General features: G+C 40.6%; 14 protein-coding genes. 5 read left to right on the top strand and 9 right to left on the bottom strand.

What is annotated here, in order from left to right:
• Positions 1–13: 13 nt before the first annotated feature.
• Positions 14–370: a DUF4864 domain-containing protein gene (locus AC1F2U_RS02630; protein WP_480259955.1), complete on the bottom strand. Its 357-nt coding sequence runs from the start codon at positions 368–370 to the stop codon at positions 14–16.
• A gap of 66 nt (positions 371–436) precedes the next feature.
• Positions 437–1,492 (bottom strand): SGNH/GDSL hydrolase family protein, encoded by a 1,056-nt coding sequence (locus AC1F2U_RS02625; protein WP_480259726.1) that lies wholly within the window; start codon positions 1,490–1,492, stop codon positions 437–439.
• Between the two features lie 957 nt (positions 1,493–2,449).
• Between AC1F2U_RS02625 and AC1F2U_RS02620 the strand changes: the two genes are divergently transcribed.
• The gene (locus AC1F2U_RS02620) at positions 2,450–2,644 is read left to right on the top strand and encodes a hypothetical protein (RefSeq protein WP_480259725.1); all 195 of its coding nucleotides are present in this window, start codon (positions 2,450–2,452) and stop codon (positions 2,642–2,644) included.
• A gap of 97 nt (positions 2,645–2,741) precedes the next feature.
• Here the strand turns inward: AC1F2U_RS02620 and AC1F2U_RS02615 are convergent, their stop codons facing one another.
• From AC1F2U_RS02615 to psaA, 4 genes are all read right to left on the bottom strand, one after another.
• Positions 2,742–3,647: a DNA-methyltransferase gene (locus AC1F2U_RS02615; RefSeq protein ID WP_480259724.1), complete on the bottom strand. Its 906-nt coding sequence runs from the start codon at positions 3,645–3,647 to the stop codon at positions 2,742–2,744.
• Positions 3,648–4,262: 615 nt separating this feature from the next.
• Positions 4,263–4,469, bottom strand: a complete 207-nt coding sequence (locus tag AC1F2U_RS02610) for a hypothetical protein (RefSeq protein WP_480259723.1) — start codon at positions 4,467–4,469, stop codon at positions 4,263–4,265.
• A gap of 168 nt (positions 4,470–4,637) precedes the next feature.
• Positions 4,638–6,869: a photosystem I core protein PsaB gene (gene psaB, locus AC1F2U_RS02605; protein ID WP_480259722.1), complete on the bottom strand. Its 2,232-nt coding sequence runs from the start codon at positions 6,867–6,869 to the stop codon at positions 4,638–4,640.
• A gap of 120 nt (positions 6,870–6,989) precedes the next feature.
• On the bottom strand, positions 6,990–9,248 hold the full coding sequence (gene psaA, locus AC1F2U_RS02600) for a photosystem I core protein PsaA (RefSeq protein ID WP_480259721.1): 2,259 nt from the start codon (positions 9,246–9,248) through the stop codon (positions 6,990–6,992).
• 588 nt (positions 9,249–9,836) lie between these two features.
• Between psaA and AC1F2U_RS02595 the strand changes: the two genes are divergently transcribed.
• Together AC1F2U_RS02595 and AC1F2U_RS02590 are read left to right on the top strand one after the other, a co-directional pair.
• A complete protein-coding gene (locus tag AC1F2U_RS02595; RefSeq protein ID WP_480259720.1) occupies positions 9,837–11,441 on the top strand; it encodes a hypothetical protein in 1,605 nt (534 codons plus the stop codon).
• A 97-nt stretch (positions 11,442–11,538) separates the two neighbouring features.
• Entirely contained in the window at positions 11,539–11,724 is a 186-nt protein-coding gene (locus tag AC1F2U_RS02590) for an ATP-binding protein (RefSeq protein ID WP_480259719.1), read from the top strand.
• Here AC1F2U_RS02590 and glsA read toward each other — a convergent pair.
• The 3 genes from glsA to AC1F2U_RS02575 form a co-directional block, all read right to left on the bottom strand.
• Positions 11,689–12,603 (bottom strand): glutaminase A, encoded by a 915-nt coding sequence (gene glsA, locus AC1F2U_RS02585; RefSeq protein WP_480259718.1) that lies wholly within the window; start codon positions 12,601–12,603, stop codon positions 11,689–11,691. The genes AC1F2U_RS02590 and glsA overlap by 36 nt on opposite strands.
• Before the next feature lie 47 nt (positions 12,604–12,650).
• The gene (locus AC1F2U_RS02580) at positions 12,651–12,851 is read right to left on the bottom strand and encodes a hypothetical protein (RefSeq protein WP_480259717.1); all 201 of its coding nucleotides are present in this window, start codon (positions 12,849–12,851) and stop codon (positions 12,651–12,653) included.
• 257 nt (positions 12,852–13,108) lie between these two features.
• On the bottom strand, positions 13,109–15,475 hold the full coding sequence (locus AC1F2U_RS02575; RefSeq protein ID WP_480259716.1) for an NACHT domain-containing protein: 2,367 nt from the start codon (positions 15,473–15,475) through the stop codon (positions 13,109–13,111).
• Positions 15,476–15,678: 203 nt separating this feature from the next.
• Here AC1F2U_RS02575 and AC1F2U_RS02570 point away from each other — a divergent pair, with 203 nt between their 5' ends.
• Positions 15,679–19,098, top strand: a complete 3,420-nt coding sequence (locus AC1F2U_RS02570; RefSeq protein WP_480259715.1) for a WD40 domain-containing protein — start codon at positions 15,679–15,681, stop codon at positions 19,096–19,098.
• Positions 19,095–20,195, top strand: coding sequence for a toll/interleukin-1 receptor domain-containing protein (locus AC1F2U_RS02565; protein WP_480259714.1), 1,101 nt, complete (start codon positions 19,095–19,097; stop codon positions 20,193–20,195). The genes AC1F2U_RS02570 and AC1F2U_RS02565 overlap by 4 nt, the downstream gene beginning before the upstream one ends.

Below are 20,195 nucleotides of genomic sequence, written 5' to 3'. Positions count from 1 at the left end.
TAAAGATACGAGTTTATTTAGCCTCTAGAGAAACTAGAAAGCAACCGTTAATCCTCCAGATATTATTAGGCTGTTTTTCCATAAAATATAAAGCCCTTAAGGGAACTCCATCAGGAGCAAGCAGCAGCACTGGTTGAGTTATATTTCCCTGGATGGTTGTTATCTTCTCAAAAAAGACAGAACGAGGACGATATACTGCTGGATAGCTTGTCTCTACCATCTGCATAAAATTTTCTGGGGTTCCGAATTGCGCCTGAATCGCTGGACTAGCAAATGCAAAAGCGCTTTGGGCATCATCTTTTTTAAAAGCTGCCAATTGATATTCAATTACAGAACGTATGTTGATGGCATCAGTATCACTAACTTCCATATATTTAAAAATTGCGTAGGCGCAGCCCGTCGTAGACATCGCTCTAAGTATCGGCAAAGCGATCGCTCAATTCTCTCGCTGAGTGAGTGTGTATTCTATCTGCTGTAGTGCCGTTCGCCACACATCATATCCCTCTTGAGACAGGTGCAACCCATCTGTGGTTAACTCTGGGCGCAAATTACCTTCTATATCCGTAAACCAGCTATAAATATTGAGGTAATTAGCGCCTTCTTGTTTGGCAATTACGGTTAGTTGGATATTAAGGTGACGAATACGGCTATTGGAAATTTTTGCTAAACGAGTAGGCAAAATTGATTGGACAATGATTTGAGCTTTGGGGTGAGTATCCCGTAAACGACGGACAATGCGGCGATAATTATGCAAAATTGTTTCATCACTAGCGCCTTTTCGTAGGTCGTTAATCCCAGCCATGATGTAAATAACATCTGGCCGCGTTGCCGAAAATGCCCCCAATCTTTTTAAAACGCCACTAGAAGTATCTCCAGATATGCCTTGATTCAGCCACAATTTACCAGCAGGCAGTTTTTCTCTGGGAAACCACATACTCAAAGAATCACCAACTAAAATACTTAGATGATTGGCACCTTGACCTTGAGCGATCGCTCTTGCTTCTAAAGCTAATAAACTTTTCCAGTCATCATAAGTTAGTTGACGTTTCTTGATCGACTCCCACAATGATTGCAAATTATCACTATTTACGCGTGTATAAATCTGACCTGTTTTCAGAGCCGCCAATCTTTGGTAGTAAAGTTGATTGCCAGATGTCAGTGATAGACCAGCTCCTTGGGTACTGGGGTTAAGTGATGACTCTATTGTGGCTGGTAATCCCTGACTGCTGAATTCTGGTACGCTAGGGACGTTTTTCTCACTTACTATTGGCTGCGAACTTTTTAGGGGTTGGAACGCTTGGCCGCTGAGTTCGGGTAAGGAGAGATCAACGCTGGGGATAATTTTTGTACTGACTATTGTCTGCGAACCTTGTTTTAAATCCCACAGGAATCTAGAACTTTCTGGTATAACAATTGACAGATGTGGAAGAGCCGATGCTGGTATTGCTAATCCTGTTAACAAGCCTGCTGCCAACAGATAAGGGTCCCTCATCGCTTTCTCTCTCCTCTACTCACTGCTTTTCCTTATGACGGCATTAATTGGCTGTATTCAGGAAAATTTTACTTTGGTTAAGTTATTATTCTTATTTACGCTGTATAGTTCTGTAAAGCGTGTTCATGAGATTATATTTGATAATTTACGATCTCTTTAAAGTAGGGTTTTCCCGGTGGTATAGAAGTCTTATTTGTGCGAACACTTCTACTGAAAGCACTGTTTTCATCAGCCGCTCGCTTTTTCTAACTCAGTTATCACAAATATAACTAGGTTTGCAAACTGGGGATTAGTGAGTGATTTTTGAGGATCTCAGGACAGAGGTTTTTGCTTTTGGTGTTGCTAATATGTGAAATAAACATCAGATTTTAGGTTTCTAGATTTCAGTCAATTGTCGCAATCGCATAAAAGTTAGCTCTACAAGTCGTTTCTCTACAAGACGCAATATATGTCTACAATTTTCGTTTTGTCATGTGAAATCAAGCAGTGCAAATGCACCAGTTATTAAATATGTGATTAGTTCAGATTAAAGCTTCGAGAAGTAGCACAAGTGAAAGTGTGGTCACTAAAAGAAATTTCTGACCATTATAGGGTAATTTGCAGCACAGTTAAAATTTATGCGCGCCGTCACAACATGACAAAAGTTGACTTTCCTGCTATATCCAAATTAGCTCATATTTTTAATATGCCGATTGAGGACTTAGTGGAAATTTTGTAAAAAATAAGCAAAATTTTAACTGTTGAGATTATTGATATCATACGATAACGTGTCCTCAATGAACAAGTATCAGGTTTGCCATACTGAGAATTTGATAACTCACTAGACGTAATTTAAAATTTATGTTTACTCATTGAAGTATGAGTTGAAACACATTTAAATTAAGTTTTAACTCTAGAGAATAACCTCATTGAAAGTGCTAAGATTTAGGCTGAATCATTAGTGTTTCCTTTTCTTCTGTGGCTAGAGCTAGTACAGCGATTGGTGTCAGTCCCATTATTAAAGAGATTGTGCAAAAACAGGCACATTCCACACGTTTGACCCTGAAAGAAGTTATTCTGATGGGGATGTTAGCTATTGATAAACTAGATGATCGAGGTCGTCAAGAGCTAGCAGATAAAGTTCATCAAATGCAGGTGAATGGAGAAATTTAATTAAGTAGCTATGAGTTAAGAGTTATAAGCGATGCCCTGAGCCTGCCGAAGGGTTATCAATTTTAAGTTCTCACTCCTGACTCTTTACTTAATTTGGTTATTGGCTAAATCGATAACGACTTCCCATTACATAATTTTCATTAATTTCAAAAGATATCCATCGGCGTTGCAGAGTTTCAGCAACAAACCCAGTTGTATTAGAACCTGCAAAAGGGTCTAGTACTATATCACCTTCATCAGTTAAGAATTTGATGAAGAACTCAGCGAACCCTTGAGGAAACCGTGCTGGATGGGGTCTAATTTCTGCTGTTTTGCAGCGTCGTAAATAAGCACTATTCGATTCAGTATTAGCAATTTCTAGCAAATTCGGCGGAATTGCCCCCTGATTATCCTTTTGGAATTTATCAGAAATATCATGTCCGCTAGGACGTATTTTTGCTTTATACCCATTTTTGAGTAACTGTTTCATACTTTGGCTATAGGGCTTTAAAACTTTTCTGTTATCTGCTTTAGGATTTGGTATTTTAGACAACCACCAAACTGTATTTACAGAATCTTTCACACGAATTCGCCTGATTGTCACCCACTCAGCAGGGCTTGGCAGTCGAGCCGGATTATAGTGGTAGAATTCTTGGGCGAGAAAGAAACCTACTTCTTTGCATAATCTGACTAACAGTTCGTATTGGTAGATACTCCGCACGGGATTACCAGGTAAGTAAGCGCCGCCTAAATCTAATACGAATGAGCCATTATCTGCCAGGACTCTTTTAAATTCATAAGCAAAAGGTAGAAACCACTCAATATATTTTTCAGCAGTTTCGTTACCGTATTCTTTTTTTCGTGTCAGAGCAAATGGAGGTGATGTAATAATTAAATTAATACTATTATCATCAATGAATTTAATAAGTTTAAGGCTATCACCCAAATATGCTGCTCCGTTCTGCTGGGTATAAAAAGGATTAAAATTTATTTCTTTTGGTGGTGTTATTGGTTCTTCTTGCAAAATATATAAAATTAACTTGTTTTGGTATAGTTCAAGGATTTAATTTTAACAGTTATTTTTTTACCGCAAAGGGACACAGAGGAAAGCGCAAAGTAACGCAGAGGAGTATATTAACTTTGAATGCCTTGATGGACGGTTTCCCGTGACATATATATTTCGGGTTTCCATAATGCGTTCTTGTCACTTTCTCATCGTTAGATGATGCATACGGCGGGAAACTACGCAATTTTCACGCTTCTTCATAACACACTCATAACACACTTAGAGATTATGTCAATTTCAGAGCTTGAAGAATTACTGTATTCAACTACTGAACTTAACTTGCTCCTAATTTACCTATTCTTCTCGTGATTAGTCTACGCTCTATGGTAGTTATTCGAGTCACCCTAACTTTAGAAGCACCCGTAATCCAGTACTCGTAAAATCTGAATCTGAAGGTTCTAAAATGAACTTTTCTGAACTCAAACTACTTATATTTTGAGATGAAATAAAACATAAAGTGACATCATCGCCTATAGTATCTATCCATAAAACTAAACTAGGGCGTAGCTTTAGTTCTACTCAAGTCTGTAAATGGAAATGGAACCAAGACGATATCACCTTTTTGGAGAGACATTAGATAGGTTCTCCATCGTCAAGTGAGTATATATCTGGTTCATTTTCAAGAAAGTTAACGGCTCCTCCAGTCTGGGCAAGTTGCATTAAGTCACTGGTTAAAGGCTTTGATAAATCGAAAAATAGTTTTTCTTCCAAAAGCGATCGCTCATCATTAGAGAGAGATAATATAACTTGCAACAGTGATTCAACAAGCTTAGTGTTCATTTCGTATTTCGGTTTGTTTTACATACATTTTTTCTATTAACTTCCTTTCGTTTTTTCCTTTTGGGACTTCAACTTCCATTACTGTAATTTTATTAACTAATTCTACAAAAAATCCCCCACCTTGCGGCAGGGGATTTTCATTACTTATCTACAAAACTAGCAGCTGAATTAACCGAACTTACCAGCAGTAGAAGCAATCAAGAATGCTGCGTAAGTTACGACGTAGCCAACAGTGAAGTGAGCTAGACCAACTACACGACCTTGAACAATGGACAGAGCAACGGGCTTGTCTTTCCAGCGAACTAGGTTAGCTAGAGGAGTGCGTTCGTGTGCCCAAACAAGGGTTTCAATCAACTCTTGCCAGTAACCTCTCCAGGAGATTAAGAACATGAAGCCAGTTGCCCAAACGAGGTGTCCAAACAGGAACATCCAAGCCCAGACAGACAGGTTATTCACGCCGTAAGGGTTGTAACCGTTAATCAACTGAGCAGAGTTAGCCCAGAGGTAATCGCGGAACCAGCCCATGAGATATGTAGAGTTCTCATTGAACTGAGCTACGTTGCCTTGCCAAATACCTAGATGTTTCCAATGCCAGTAGAACGTAACCCAACCAAGGGTGTTGAGCATCCAGAATGTAGCAAGGTAGAAGGAATCCCAACCTGAGATATCGCAAGTACCGCCACGACCGGGACCGTCACAAGGGAAGGCATAGCCGAAGTCCTTTTTATCGGGCATCAGCTTAGAACCACGGGCATCCAAAGCACCTTTGACCAAAATCAAGGTGGTGGTGTGCAGACCCAAAGCGATCGCATGGTGTACCAAGAAGTCGCCAGGGCCAATTGTCAAGAAGAGGGAGTTAGTACCAGCATTGATGGCATCTAACCAGCCTGGCAACCAAACGTTAGCGTAGTTGGGCCATGCTGTGTAAGCAATACTATCTGGGTTAGATAGCAAGGTGTCTAAACCGTACAGTACTTTCCCATTAGCAGCTTGGACGAATTGAGCAAATACTGGCTCAATCAAGATTTGCTTTTCAGGAGTACCGAAAGCAACTACTACGTCGTTGTGGACGTACAGACCAAGGGTGTGGAAGCCCAAGAAAAGGGATACCCAGCTAAGGTGGGAAATAATCGCTTCTTTGTGCTTCAGCACGCGCTCAAGAACGTTACCCTTATTTTGCTCTGGATCGTAATCACGAACCCAGAAGATTGCTCCGTGAGCAAAAGCACCAAGTATCAGGAAACCAGCAATGTATTGATGGTGCGTGTACAGCGCTGCCTGAGTTGTGTAGTCCTTAGCAATAAATGCATAAGGAGGCATGGCGTACATGTGCTGTGCCACCAAAGAGGTGATGGTTCCTAAAGCAGCTAGGTGAATACCTAACTGGAAGTGCAGTGAATTGTTATAGGTGTCGTACAACCCTTGGTGAGGCAGGTTGAACTGACCTTCACTTTTGGTATTAGGTACTAAACCGGATTTGGAGTTCAGCATTTCTTTGATGCTGTGACCAATTCCGAAGTTAGTCCGGTACTGGTGACCGGCAACGATAAAGATAACTGCGATCGCCAAGTGGTGATGAGCCATGTCAGTCAGCCACAAAGCTTCTGTCTGGGGATGGAAACCACCCAAGAAAGTCAGAATTGCAGTACCTGCACCTTGAGATGTGCTGAATAGATGCCCAGGAGTGTCAGGATTCTGAGCATAAACACCCCAGTTACCTGTAAAGAAAGGTGTCAAACCTGCTGGATGGGGTGGGGTATTCAGGAAGTTATCCCAACCTACGTGCTGTCCGCGAGATTCGGGGATAGCAACGTGAATTAAGTGACCAGCCCAAGCCAAAGAACTAACACCAAACAAACCTGCTAAGTGGTGGTTTAGGCGATGTTCAGCGCTCTTAAACCATGCCAAGCTAGGACGGTACTTGGGTTGCAAGTGCAGCCAACCAGCAAACAATAATACAGCAGCGAATAATAGCAAGAACACTGAACCGTTGTACAGTTCGCCGTTATTCCGCATACCGATGGTATACCACCAATGGTAGAGACCAGAGTAGGTAATGTTTACCGGATTGCTAGCGCCCGCTTGGGTAAAAGCTTCGATCGCTGGTTTACCAAAGTGGGGGTCCCAAATCGCATGGGCGATGGGACGGATGTGAAGGGGATCTTTAATCCACTGTTCAAAGTTACCTTGCCAGGCTACGTGGAACAGGAGGCTGGATGCCCACAGGAAGATGATTGCCAAGTGACCGAAGTGAGTTGCGAAAATCTTTTGGTAAAGATTTTCTTCCGTCATGCCATCATGGGTTTCAAAATCGTTGCCTGTAGCGATCGCATACCATATCCGACGAGTCGTCGGGTCCTGTGCGAGATCCTGGCTAAATTTCGGAAATTTTGTCGCCATAGGTTTAATAAATCCTCTGACCTTTAGCCATCAAATATCAGCGTCTAGAGTCCTGAGTTCTGAGTCCTGAGTTCTGAGTTTTGCCTCAGCACTCAGTACTCAGCACTCAATAACTGATTGCTACCCTACTGAAAGGATGTGTGCATGGAAGAATGCCCAAGTTGTGGCAATTCCTCCCAAGAGGTAGTGAGCTACCCCTACAGCCCGACCCTGAATAATGCTCAGAGCGCGAGGCTGAATTGCTGGTGCTACCTTCAGTTTGTTATGCGCCCAAACAATGGACTCAATCAGTTCTTGCCAGTAGCCGCGACCACTGAACAGAAACATCAAGCTGAATGCCCAGACAAAGTGAGCGCCTAAGAAGAGTAGACCATAAGCAGATAGCGCGCTGCCATAGGAATTGATGACTTGTGTAGCTTGTGCCCACAAGAAGTCTCGCAACCAACCGTTGATGGTAATGGCACTTTGGGCAAAGTTACCACCAGTGATGTGAGTTACAGCACCATCTGCATCTACGGTTCCCCACACATCTGATTGCATCTTCCAGCTGAAGTGGAAAATTGCAATGGATATTGTGTTGTACATCCAGAATAGTCCGAGGAACACATGATCCCAACCAGACACTTGACAGGTACCGCCACGACCAGGGCCGTCGCAGGGGAAGCGGAAACCCAGATTTGCCTTGTCTGGAATCAGACGAGAGCTACGGGCAAACAGTACACCTTTGAGCAGAATTAGGACAGTAACGTGGATTTGGAATGCGTGAATATGGTGGATTAAGAAGTCCGCCGTACCCAAAGCAATGGGCATCATCGCTACCTTACCGCCTACAGCCAAAATCCCACCGCCGAAAGCATAGCTAACGGGTTCTAGCGCATTGGGAGCAGTACCACCAGGAGCTAGGGTGTGGATGTTTTGTACCCACTGGGCAAACACTGGCTGCAATTGAATTGCAGTATCAGAGAACATGTCTTGGGGACGTCCCAAGGCACGCATTGTATCGTTGTGGATGTAAAGTCCAAAGCTATGGAAGCCGAGGAAGATACATACCCAGTTAAGGTGAGAAATAATCGCATCTCGGTGACGAAGCACCCGATCCAGTAAGTTGTTTTGGTTCACAACTGGATCGTAATCCCGCACCATGAATATGGCAGCGTGAGCCGCACCCCCTACTATACAGAATGCACCAATCCACATGTGGTGGGTGAAAATGCACAACTGCGTAGCATAGTCAGTTGACAAATATGGGTATGGGGGCATCGCGTACATGTGATGCGCGATGATGATGGTCAGCGAACCCAAGAAGGCCAGGTTAGTAGCCAACTGAGCGTGCCAGGATGAGGTCAGGTTTTCGTAGAGACCTTTGTGACCTTCACCGGTGAAAGGACCTTTGTGGTTTTCGAGGATCTCTTTAATGCTGTGACCAATACCCCAGTTGGTACGGTACTGATGTCCAGCAACGATAAAGAGAACTGCGATCGCTAAGTGGTGATGAGAAATATCAGTCATCCACAAGCTACCTGTTACCGGGTTCAGACCGCCCTTGAAGGTAAGGAAGTCAGCATACTGACCCCAGTTCAAGGTGAAGAAAGGTGCTAAACCAGCAGCAAAGCTAGGATACAGCTCGGTCAACAAGTCTTTGTTCAAGATGAACTCGTGGGGCAAGGGTATGTCTTTGAGAGCAACGCCTGCATCCAAAAGCTTGTTGGTCGGTGCGGACACGTGGATTAAGTGACCTGCCCATCCCAAGGAACCACAACCTAGCAATACTTGCAAGTGGTGATTCAGCATTGACTCCACATTCTGGAACCATTCCAGTTTGGGAGCGCGTTTGTGGTAGTGGAACCAGCCAGCAAATAGTAATAAGCCTGCTAATACCAAGCCACCGATCGCAGTTACGTAAAGCTGGAAGGAGTTTGTGATCCCCCAGCCACGCCATATATAGAACAAACCAGAGGTGATTTGAATACCGTGGAAACCACCGCCAACATCACCGTTTAAAATGTCTTGTCCCACAATGGGCCAAACGACTTGAGCGCTAGGCTTAACGTTCAACGGATCGCTTAACCAAGCTTCGTAGTTAGAAAACTTCGCGCCGTGGAAAATCATCCCGCTCAACCAAACCATTATTACGGCTAAGTGGCCGAAGTGGGCTGAGAATATCTTGCGGGATATATCTTCTAAATCGCTTGTATGTGTATCAAAATCATGGGCGAGTGCGTGCAGGTTCCAAATCCATGTGGTGGTTTTGGGACCTCTGGCCAAGGATCTGTCAAAGTGTCCAGGTTGCGCCCATCTCTCGAATGAGGTTGGAACTGGATCGTTATCGACGATTACTCTTGCCTTTTTTTCCTCTCGCTCCGGAGGACTTATTGTCATTCGACCTCCTCTCTTGATAAGGAATGAGGAATCATGAATACCACAAAGTTAACCATTACCGCAAATTCCATTTTGCTGAAGCCGCGATGAAGACCGATGTGGATTGTTGTTTCTCGTTGAATTATAGAGTCTTAACTTGTACTTTGTTGGAGATAGTTGGAGATATTTTAACAATAATTCAAACTTGCTGAAATATTGCTGGAATTCCTGCCTTAACTGCCTTTTAACTTGAAACTCTTTGTCCAAAAGTCAATAGATTATCCATTTAATTTACAAAGAATAACAATTTGCAAATTTTATAGTTTGGCTGTATGAGCCGATGTTCCAGCTTTTACTGCTATTACTTATGAACATTTATGTCATATTTCCATTGTTGTAAGTAAAAAGCTGTAAGAAATATGACTTATTTTAAAATTATGGGATGTGAAGCAAATTTCACCTTTTGGGCTATAGTTCCCTATGGACAGTTTGAGCCAAAATAATCTGTCAATTTTCAAAGACTATCACTGGGTGCAACGCATGAACTCGTGGCAGAAAAGGGTGTTAGAGAAGCTCCTCCCTCAGAGGTTCCCGATTCTCAGGTGGGTAATGACATTGGTGCTGGTATTAAGCTTGACTAGTTGCGGTGAGAAAGCCGACAGCCAGGAAGTATCTACTGCCTATAAAGAAAACTCCCCAAAGATTTCTCAAATTTCAAAGCAATTTTCGGAAGTTTCCCCTCCATCTGTTATTCAAGAACTGCGTCCAATTTTGGAAGTTTATCAGCCACAAGTAACAATTGTTACTCCAAAATTTGATGAAATTCTTCAAGACAACGAAGTTACAGCCAGTTTTCAGGTTAAGGATCTACCAATATTTAAAGACCCGCAATTACAACTCGGGCCACATTTACACGTAATTCTGGATAATCAACCTTATATACCTGTTTACGACCTGAATCAGTCCTTAGTTTTGCCAGACTTGTCTCCAGGTAGTCATACCCTGCGTGTATTTGCCTCTCGTCCTTGGCATGAAAGCTTTAAGAATGAAGGTGCTTATGCCCAAACAACGTTTCACGTCTTCACCAAAACCGACGACAACACCCCAGATCCTAAATTACCCCTGCTAACTTACAGCCGTCCTCAAAGTAGCTACGGAGCAGAACCAATCTTACTGGACTTTTACCTAACCAACGCTCCTTTGCACCTTGTTGGTAAGGAAAACCCCAACGACGAGTTCAGTGATTGGCGCATTCGCTCCACTATTAATGGTGAAAGCTTTATTTTCGATCGCTGGCAGGTAGTTTATCTTAAAGGCTTCCGTCCAGGGAAAAATTGGGTAAAGCTAGAATTTCTCGATAATCAGGGAAATGCGGTCAAAAATGCTTTTAATACTACAGTTAGATTGATTGACTACCAGCCAAAGGGTAAAGACACTCTGTCGAGAATTGTCAGAGGAGAACTCACAGCAGCTGAGGTGCGCCCTATTGTAGACCCGAATTATAAACTTGCACCTAAACCTACACCCACACCTTCTGTTGAAAAAACACCCCCAACACAGCCCAAAGTAGAAAAACAGCCGATTCCTGAAACTGAAATTCCAGAACAATCCAAAACACAGCTAGAAAAACCAAAATTAGAAGTTCCAACGGCTGTACCATCTCCCAGCTTGTCCCCAACGCCACCAGAAATTATTGAGTCTCCAGCATCAGAACCACAGCCGGAGGTAATACCAACTCCCGAATCAACACCGTTACCTGAAAAAGTAACGCCTCAGCCAACAAAACCTAGATTTGGTGGATTTTTTAACCGTGGGGCTGGTAAAGTTCCTACCCCAGAAGCACCAGTTGCACCATCTCCTAGTTTGCCACCCACACTGCCAGAGATTATTGAGTCTCCGACACCAGAAATTATTACGCCAACATCAGAACCACAGCCAACGGTAACGCCAACTCCTGAATCAACGCCGTTACCCGAAAAAGTTGCGCCTCAGCCAGCAAAATCTAGATTCGGTGGATTTTTTAACCGTCGAACGATCAAGACACCTACTCCCCAAGTAACAGTTGCCCCATCTCCTAGTTTGCCATCCACGCTGCCAGAGATTATTGAATCTCCAGCACCCGAAATTATTACGCCAACACTAGAACCACAGGCAGAGGTAACGCCAACACCTCCTTCTGCTGAATTACCCGAAAAACAAGTGCAACAGCCATAAAAAACAGGATTTAGTTATACCTTGAAGGCTGGTAGAGGCAGCAGAGAAGTGAAATAAATCACTTTTCTTCTGCGTCATCGGACTTCAAAGTGAGAAAATGTCTAGTTTAGGACGAATGGTAGCTGGTATGGGACTTTCGATTAGTCATCAGATTGTTATCGAAAAACATGGAGGGCGACTAACTTGTAAATCTGAGGTGGGTAGTGGTACAGAATTTATCATTTCTCTCCCCGTTCAAAAGCAGGATTTAGCCAAAAATACTCAACTGCAACTCTTGTGCTAAAGCCTCAACAAAAACAAGTCCTGCGACCGGATTTCCTACACCATCCAAAGCTGGACTATAACAAGCGATCGCTCCCTCTCCTGGTACTATTGCTACAAGCCCACCACCAATCCCTGATTTCATCGGTAAACCAATTCTGACTGCAAACTCGGCAGAAGCTTCATAAAGTCCACAAGTTAACATCACAGCATTGACAATTCGACGGTTTTGTGGAGATAAATAACTATTTTCATCAGCTAGCAGTTTTCCTAACAGGGCTAAATCTTCAACTTGCCCAGCAATACAACATATTTGCTCATAAGTATCAAGTGCTGTTTCAATATTTTCTAAATGACCGGCTTGGGCGAGATAATTAGCGATCGCTTCATTGGCTGTTGAACGGGTTAATCGCACTGAAGCCAGCATTTCTTCATGTAAACTTAGTTGGCAACCTGCTAATTGGTTGAGCCATTGACAAAATAAAAGAGTGCGTTGATTAGCGTTCTTTCCTGGTAACTTATCAGACAGGGTAATTGCCCCACTATTAATCATCGGGTTACGGGGATAGCCGCGATCGCTAATTAATTGTTCTAAAGAATTGAAGGGTGCATCTGATGGTTCCACCCCAACCCAGCCGAAAATCGTTTCTGCTCCTAAATGTTCTAGCAGATAAAGTAGAGAAAATGTCTTAATCACGCTCATTAGCGGGAAGACACAAGCGGTATCCCCAAAGCTGATATTTTTCCCCGATTCACAGCAGATGTGAACTGCAAACCAACCAGGATCGGCTAAAGCTAATTGCGGAATGCGATCGCTTACTTTCCCTTGGTCAGCTTGGGATGTGGCTTGCTGTATGCAAGCTAATAATTCAGTATTAGTTAATCTTGTAAGTCTTTTCAACAGCGATCAACACACAGAGGTTTTTTTAGCAAGATAAAACGACTACCTTACTTAATTATTATCTGATTAAAATTATCTTCTTCGGCTTGCTGGGTTATTTCTCCAGTTTCTTCATTAATTATCTGATTTGCTTTAAGCTGATTATCCGCTTCCAACTGTCCACAACAACCTTCTTCTTCCCAGGGATCGCCAGGTTTATGATTGCAGAATTTGACAGATTGTTTAATATTATTGTCTGTGTTAAACATAACTAAGCCTTACTTAACTTGCTTGCAGATGCCTATCAAAATGCTTGCTTAAGTATAAACTTTTATGGCAATAGGCGGCAACAAACAGTAATAAGCGGCATTATACTCAAAAATAGTTGACTTGTGTTGAATTATCTAAATAAAATCTACTGAGAGGTTATTTATAAAGTTATCACGATTTTTGTATAGTGGACACTGCTTGAGAATGGTGCAAGATATTCAGGTACGGTTCTGTCTAAAATATGCTTAATAAAAGCTCAAATACTTAATAAATGAGTTGGAATTTCATCTTGAGGTAGTAGCAAATTATCAATAATTGCATCTCTCAGGCTTCTCGAGGAATTATTCTCTCCAGAAATACACTCTAATAGTAAATAATTTGCATAAATATATTCCTCTAAAGCTTTAACATCATCTGCTGGCAGATCAATGCTGTAACCAACATCAAGATGAGTAACCATAAGTTGTTGCAGATATTCTGCCCATGTTTTCCATTCTGAGCTAGAAGCATCAATAGCAGGATAACGATCTTGTAAATCTATCAATTCGCTAACTAAATCAGTTATCTTTGCTTCTTTTGCTTTCTCAATTGCGAAACTTAGTTTTTTATTAATATCTATATCCAAATCGTCACTAAATTCTAAGCGTTGACGGGTAAAATCAGTTTTTTGAACATGTTTACCATTAGCGCGATCTATAGCTAAAGCATGAATAGCTACTAATCGAGAAATGAGTAAAGCCTTTGGTTGCGGACGAGTTAATTTTTTATTTTTTTTATTATGATTTCTCAATTCTGTTGCCAATTTCCCAAAAATAGAGCGTTCAATTTGAATGTCTGGACTAATATAAAGTTCTACGTCTAAATCAATAGCTAAGTAATAAGCTCTCCACCCACTAGATGAAATATCAGCATCAGCAGTCATCTTATGTAGCCACTTGAGCATAGATTGTAATTCTTGACTATTTTTTACAATGTCATTGATACATCTAAACATCACTTTTAAAAATTCATCCGCATTTCTCAATCTTTCAGTAATTAAAATGAATACTTCTCGCCATTGTTGTTCTAAGAGGTTTTGTTCAACAAAAGCTTTAAAAAATTCCGGTTGGCGATTCTCTACTATATATTCAGCAGCAAAATATTCTTGAAAAGTTAAATGAGAAAAAGAATAAATACCTTTAGCTTGCTGAATTAGTAATCCATAGTTAGCTTCAATGAGCTTGATAATTTGCTGAGTGTCTATCTCGAAATTAACATTTTTCAAAAATTTAGCAATTTGGTCTTGTAATTCCCACTGTGTCCATAAAAATTTGGGAGGTTTATGACTTAATCCTTCATAAGCTATTTCACTAAACATATTAATTTTTCGCTGCCGTGATAGATGAAAATTAGGTTGACGTTCTATGCGACGACTAGCATCCCATCTTCTCAAAAGAGTATCTACTGCATCTGCATATAATCCATAGCGATTGCTGGAAAAATTGTAGTTATCTTCAAAGGTCAAACATAAAATTGTCAACAATAAAGGATTTGTTGCTAATTCTTTAACTTGTTGATTTTCTTCTAATTTTTCTAGAAAGCGATCGCAAATATTTTGCTCTCCACGAGCTTGAAACCAATTTCTTACAAATATCTCGATCTCTTCATGTTCAAAATCTGCAATTTCTACTTCTGTAAAATTATTAAAAACATAATCACAAGCTGCACTTCGACAGGTAATTATGAAGTGATTATCTGGAAATTGTTCCGTAAGTTGATCGATTTGGCGATAAATGCTAGTATCGTCTCCTTTGATTTCATCTAAGCCATCTAATAAAATTAAGCACTGTCCACGTTCTAATAACTTCCTAACAGTATTTTCTGAGTTAGGAATATAATTAGTAAATTCCTGAATTACTGCATCTACTAAACTAATCTTTCTTTCATTATCTGATATATCTCGCAAAGCAATAAAAACTGGTATAATATTCTCCTTGGATTTTTCGGTTGGAAAATGATTAGCTAAATATTTTAAGAATGTTGTTTTACCTGCTCCTGGTTTTCCTAATATCATAAGTTTCCGGTGTTGAATTGCAGCTTCTAATGCTGGCACATGCTCTTCATTCCCCGAAAAAGGGAAGCGTTTAACAGTTTTATTACTGGGCTCATTTTCTAAACTACTATTTAGTAAATACTGAATAGTTTGCTGCCTACGTCCTTGAATATTTTTAATAATATTAAATCTCACATAAATGTTACCTATAAGTATTGGTTCATTCATATCCAATACCCGCATTGTTTTGCACTTTCTATCGAGATGCTTCCAGTAAGGATCTAGCCAATCTCCTTCCAGATGGGACTTAATATTAATATGTTGCTTTAACGCTTCTCTATAGCTTGTTTGGTCTAAAAGTACACTACATAAGTAATTAAGATTTTTCTCTTGCATTTTTGGAGGCACAAAAGAATTAAAAAAAGCACGAATTGTTCGATCTGCGATTAAACTATCGCTTTCATCAACTAATTCTTCTCTAAAGAGATGGTTTAACCTCTTAATTAAAGAACTCGGTGAATTTCCAAATTTTTCAGAGTATGCTTGTCTCAATAACTGAAAAACATCTTGATCGACTTGAATTCCTGCCATCTCTTCCTCCTTTTGGCTAACCACATAATACACACCATTGTCATATGCTAAAAATTATTTAATTATATAAAATATAAATATTCTCTACATAGTTCTGTTTCTTTGCGCCTTTCTACTTAGATGTGCGGATGTGCGATTAGCACACTTTGGATGTGTTTTGGAATGCAAATTCAACTACTTAGTTGAAGGTATAATAAATTAAAATGATAAATCAAGGCAACGACAGCGAAATACCCTTTGGTTGGAAACTGAAACATACGCTTCGGGGGCACAATGGGTTAATTAGTCGAGTGGAATGGTCTTTAGATGGTACGATGCTGGCCTCACCATCATTTGACAGCACAATCAAACTTTGGTCTGTATATACTGGCGAATGTATACGCACCCTTGAGGGTCATAAAGGACGGGTTTGGACAGTTGCTTGGTCGCCAGATGGCAAATCAATTGCTTCTGGATCTGCTGATAACACCATCCGCTTTTGGAAAACAGAGACTGGCGAACTCGAAAAAACAATTCCCATGCCTACTGGTGTATGTCTGAGTATGGCATGGTTTCCCGATAGTCGGATACTCGCCGTCGGTGGGATGGGAGATGATTGGTCGATTAGATTGGAGTATATCAACACAGAACGATACAAAACCATCGAAGGACATTCGGGACAAGTGAATAGCTTGGCATGGTCGCCAGATGGAAAAATGCTGGCATCTGCTTCTCACGACAGCACAATCAAACTTTGGGATAAAGAAACAACGAAACTAAAAAAAACCCTGGTTGGACATTCGGCAGATGTTTACAGCATTGCATGGTCTCCAGATGGGCAGATAGTAGCATCAGCTTCACGTGACAATATAATCCGCTTATGGAACCCCCAAACAGGACAAACATTATTTGTTTTAGAAGGACATACAGGATCGGTAAATTGTTTAGAATTTTCTAATGATGCTAAATTACTTGCTTCTAAATCTTCTGATGGTACTGTTCGTCTCTGGCGCTGCGACACTTGGGAAACGGTAACAGTCTTAGAGGAAGAAACTTTTAAATCATTGCCTTTTGGGTTAGCTTTCCACCCCAAAGAACCTATTTTGGCTACTTTGGGAGAAGCAGACACCGCCATCCGCATTTGGCAAATAGACTCAGAAATTTTGCTCAATGCACCTCCTGCGAATCCTTCTGATCTATATAGAAACGCTAAAGTGGTGCTGGTGGGTGAAAGTGGTGTAGGCAAGTCTGGATTGAGTTTGGTGCTAACTGATAGAGAGTTTCGCCCCACAGAATCAACCCACGGTCGTAGTGTTTGGACTTTTGACAAACAGGAGTTGGAGTTAAGCGCAGATCGCCAAGAATTGCGGGAAATACTTTTGTGGGACTTAGCAGGACAGCCGGGTTATCGGCTGATTCACCAGTTGTATTTGAACGAATTGGCAGTAGCCCTAATTGTATTTGATGCTCGGAGTGAAACCGAACCCTTTGCGGGAGTATATTATTGGAACCGTGCTTTACAACAAGCACAAAACTTGCCAGGTAATTCTGCGATCGCTTTGAAAAAATTTTTAGTATCCGCCCGTGCAGACCGGGGTAGCATCGGTGTTACTAAAGCACGCATCAATGCTTTAGTTAGCGAACTTGGTTTTGATGGTTACTTTGAGACTAGTGCCAAAGAAGGATTGCAAATCAAGGAACTAGCTACAGCCATTCGCAACGCTATTGACTGGGAGCATTTGCCAAAGATAATTTCTACAGACCTATTTCAGAAAATCAAACTTTTCTTAATTCAAGAAAAAAAGTCAAAAAGGCTTTTATGTCAAGTGGATGACCTGTACCGCGCCTTCTTACAAAGCAACAATGCTCTTGCTGATTCTAAAGAAGTGCAAGACAAGTTTGAAACTTGTATTCGGTTAGTAGAGTCACGGGATTTAATCCGTAGACTCAGCTTTGGCGATCTGATTCTTTTGCAACCAGAAGTATTGGATGCTTACGCTTCAGCAATTGTAAACGCCGCCAAAGATGAACCAGAGGGTATGGGTTGTATTGTCGAAGAAGACGTACTCATGGGGCGGTTTCGGATGTCAGAAGATGAACGTATGGCAGATAGAGAAAAGGAGAGATTGCTGCTAATTTCCACAGTAGAAGAATTATTGACTCGTGAAATTGCTTTGCGAGTGCAAACTGAGGCTGCACCATTGCTGGTTTTCCCCTCTCAGTTCACCCGCGAATGGCCAGAAGCTCCCGATCCAGAAGGCAAAGCGGTGATTTTTGAGTTTGAAGGAGCTGTATTAAATGTATACACAACCTTGGCTGTACGTTTGTCTCGCAGCGAAATTTTTAGACGCAAAGAAATGTGGAAAAATGCTGCTATGTTCACAGCCCAGGTTGGTGAGTGTGGTATCTGGCTGCGCCATACTGATGAAGGAAAAGCGGAGTTAACTCTGTTCTTTAAACCGGAAGCGAGTGAGGAGACAAGGCTGCATTTCGAAGAGTACGTATATACCCACCTGAAGCGGCGAGCTTTGCCAGAAAGTATTCGTCGTCGCCGCATTTTTGTTTGTCCAGACTGCAAGACACCAATTACTGAATTACAGGCGATACGCAGGCGAGAGCGCGATTTTAACTGGATTGCTTGTAGTGTCTGCGGCACTCATATCTCTCTACTAGATGGTGAAGAACGCCTGACAGCAGATCGTACCATTATTCCCCAAATGGATAAGGCTGCTGATGTTCAGCGCGAAATAGATACAGTTACTTCTATAATCAGAGGCAAGATTGCAGTCAATGATTTTGATGTATTTTTGTCTTACAATATCAAAGATAAACCTCTAATAAATAAAATTGCTAACCTACTGCGACAACGAGGCTTAAATCCTTGGTTAGATAACAAAGAAATTCACGCAAGACAGAGATTTCAAAATTCACTACAAGAAGGTATTAAGCAAGTTAAATCAGCTGCTATATTTCTTAGTATTCATGGTTTGGGAGATTGTCAAAAAGAAGAATTGATATTACTGAATAATCTACAGATTAGAAAAGGTCTGCCTTTAATTCCAGTTTTGTTACCAGGTATCAATCATATTCCACAAGAGCCAATGCTACTTTTTTTAAGGGAGTTTATGTGGGTGCGTTTTTCTCAAAGTATTGATGAGAAGGAACCTTTAGAAAAACTCATAGAAGCTATCATAAGTATTGCGAATCCTCTAATTATCTCCCATCAAAATCAAGATCAGGCTGTCTTATTTGTTCATCAAATAAAAGACGAACAATTAGTTAAAAAAATAGCTGAACAATTAGAAAAAAATCAAATTCAAACATATTTTAATAAAGATATTCTTCAGCCAGGACGGGGATTCAGAGAATTAGCTAATATCTCAGCAGTAGCAATATGTTTTGGTGAAAAAACAGCGAATGCAAAGGAAGAAAAGGAATTTCGATATCTAATCGCTGAGTCACTACGTCAAGGGCGTACAGTTATACCAGTAATTCTATCTAATTTTCAAGAAGGTACAAAGCTACCTAATTCGCTGCAATCGCTAAAATCAGTAGACTTTCGCAATGGTGAATCTGATGCCTTGGATTCATTAATCTGGGCTATTACTGGTGTTCGTCCTAAAAAGTCAAAACTAAATAAATGAATGAATATATTTCTTTTCCTGAACCTGACCAAAATCATACTGTTTTTATTCATTGTCCTCTTGAACCAGGACATCGCGAACATTTGTGTGCATTAACACTAGCAGTAATTGCTAGCGGTCATGGAGTAAAAGGTGATTTTCAACCTCACGATCAATATAATCCTCGTCTTCATGTTCTAGCACAATACATATCTGAATCCAAGTATTCCATACATGACTGTAGTTTTTGTCAGATTACAAATACTAAGGCAAGTCAATATGGTAGATATAATTTACCAATTGAATTAGGAATGGCACTTGCTGAAAGACATAGAATACAAAGAATATACAATCGAGATAGTGAAAAATATTTTCATGAAATGTTTGTTTGTATACGGAAAAATCATGCTTATCACAAAATTCTTTCTGGACTTATTAAATTAGATGACATTTCTTTATATGATTCAACAGATGAACTTCTGCGAAAAGCTTTCCAGTGGCTATGTAATAAAGACACTTCTTTAAAGAACAACCTTCGATTTGAACAAGTTCAACAAGTATGGGAAATTTTTAAGGATAAGTATCAAGTAAAATATTGTCAAAATGATGGGCATGGAGTAAATATAGAGGAATTATCCAACGATATTTTAAATATATGCAAAGAAACAGATTGGTGGCAATATCCTGAATGGATGACAAATAAGTATCAATATGATGTATTTTTAGCTCATAATAGTAAAGATAAAGAAGCAGTAGAACAAATTCAAGCAAGAATTGAAAATGATTTTAAATTAAAGGCTTGGATTGATATTAAAGAAATTTCACCCGGCTCTTCTATTACTCAGCAAATTGAATATGCAATAACACGGTGTAAAACAATTGCTATATTTTTCAGTCAGCATGACGTAGGCAATTGGCAATTTGGAGAAATAGCAATAGCAATGGCACGTTGTTTTGAAAAAGAAACTACTGTTATTCCAGTACTGTTACCAAATTTTGGAGATAAGAATCAATTGCCTTTATTCATCCGTATATTTCGTTGGGTAGAGTTTTCCACTGTTGAAGATCCTCTCGCTATTAAAGACTTAATTTGGGGTATTACCGGAAAAAGAAGCTAA

Source organism: Nostoc sp. LEGE 12454, assembly GCF_056620565.1.
This window is presented reverse-complemented; position numbering and strand designations above follow the sequence as displayed.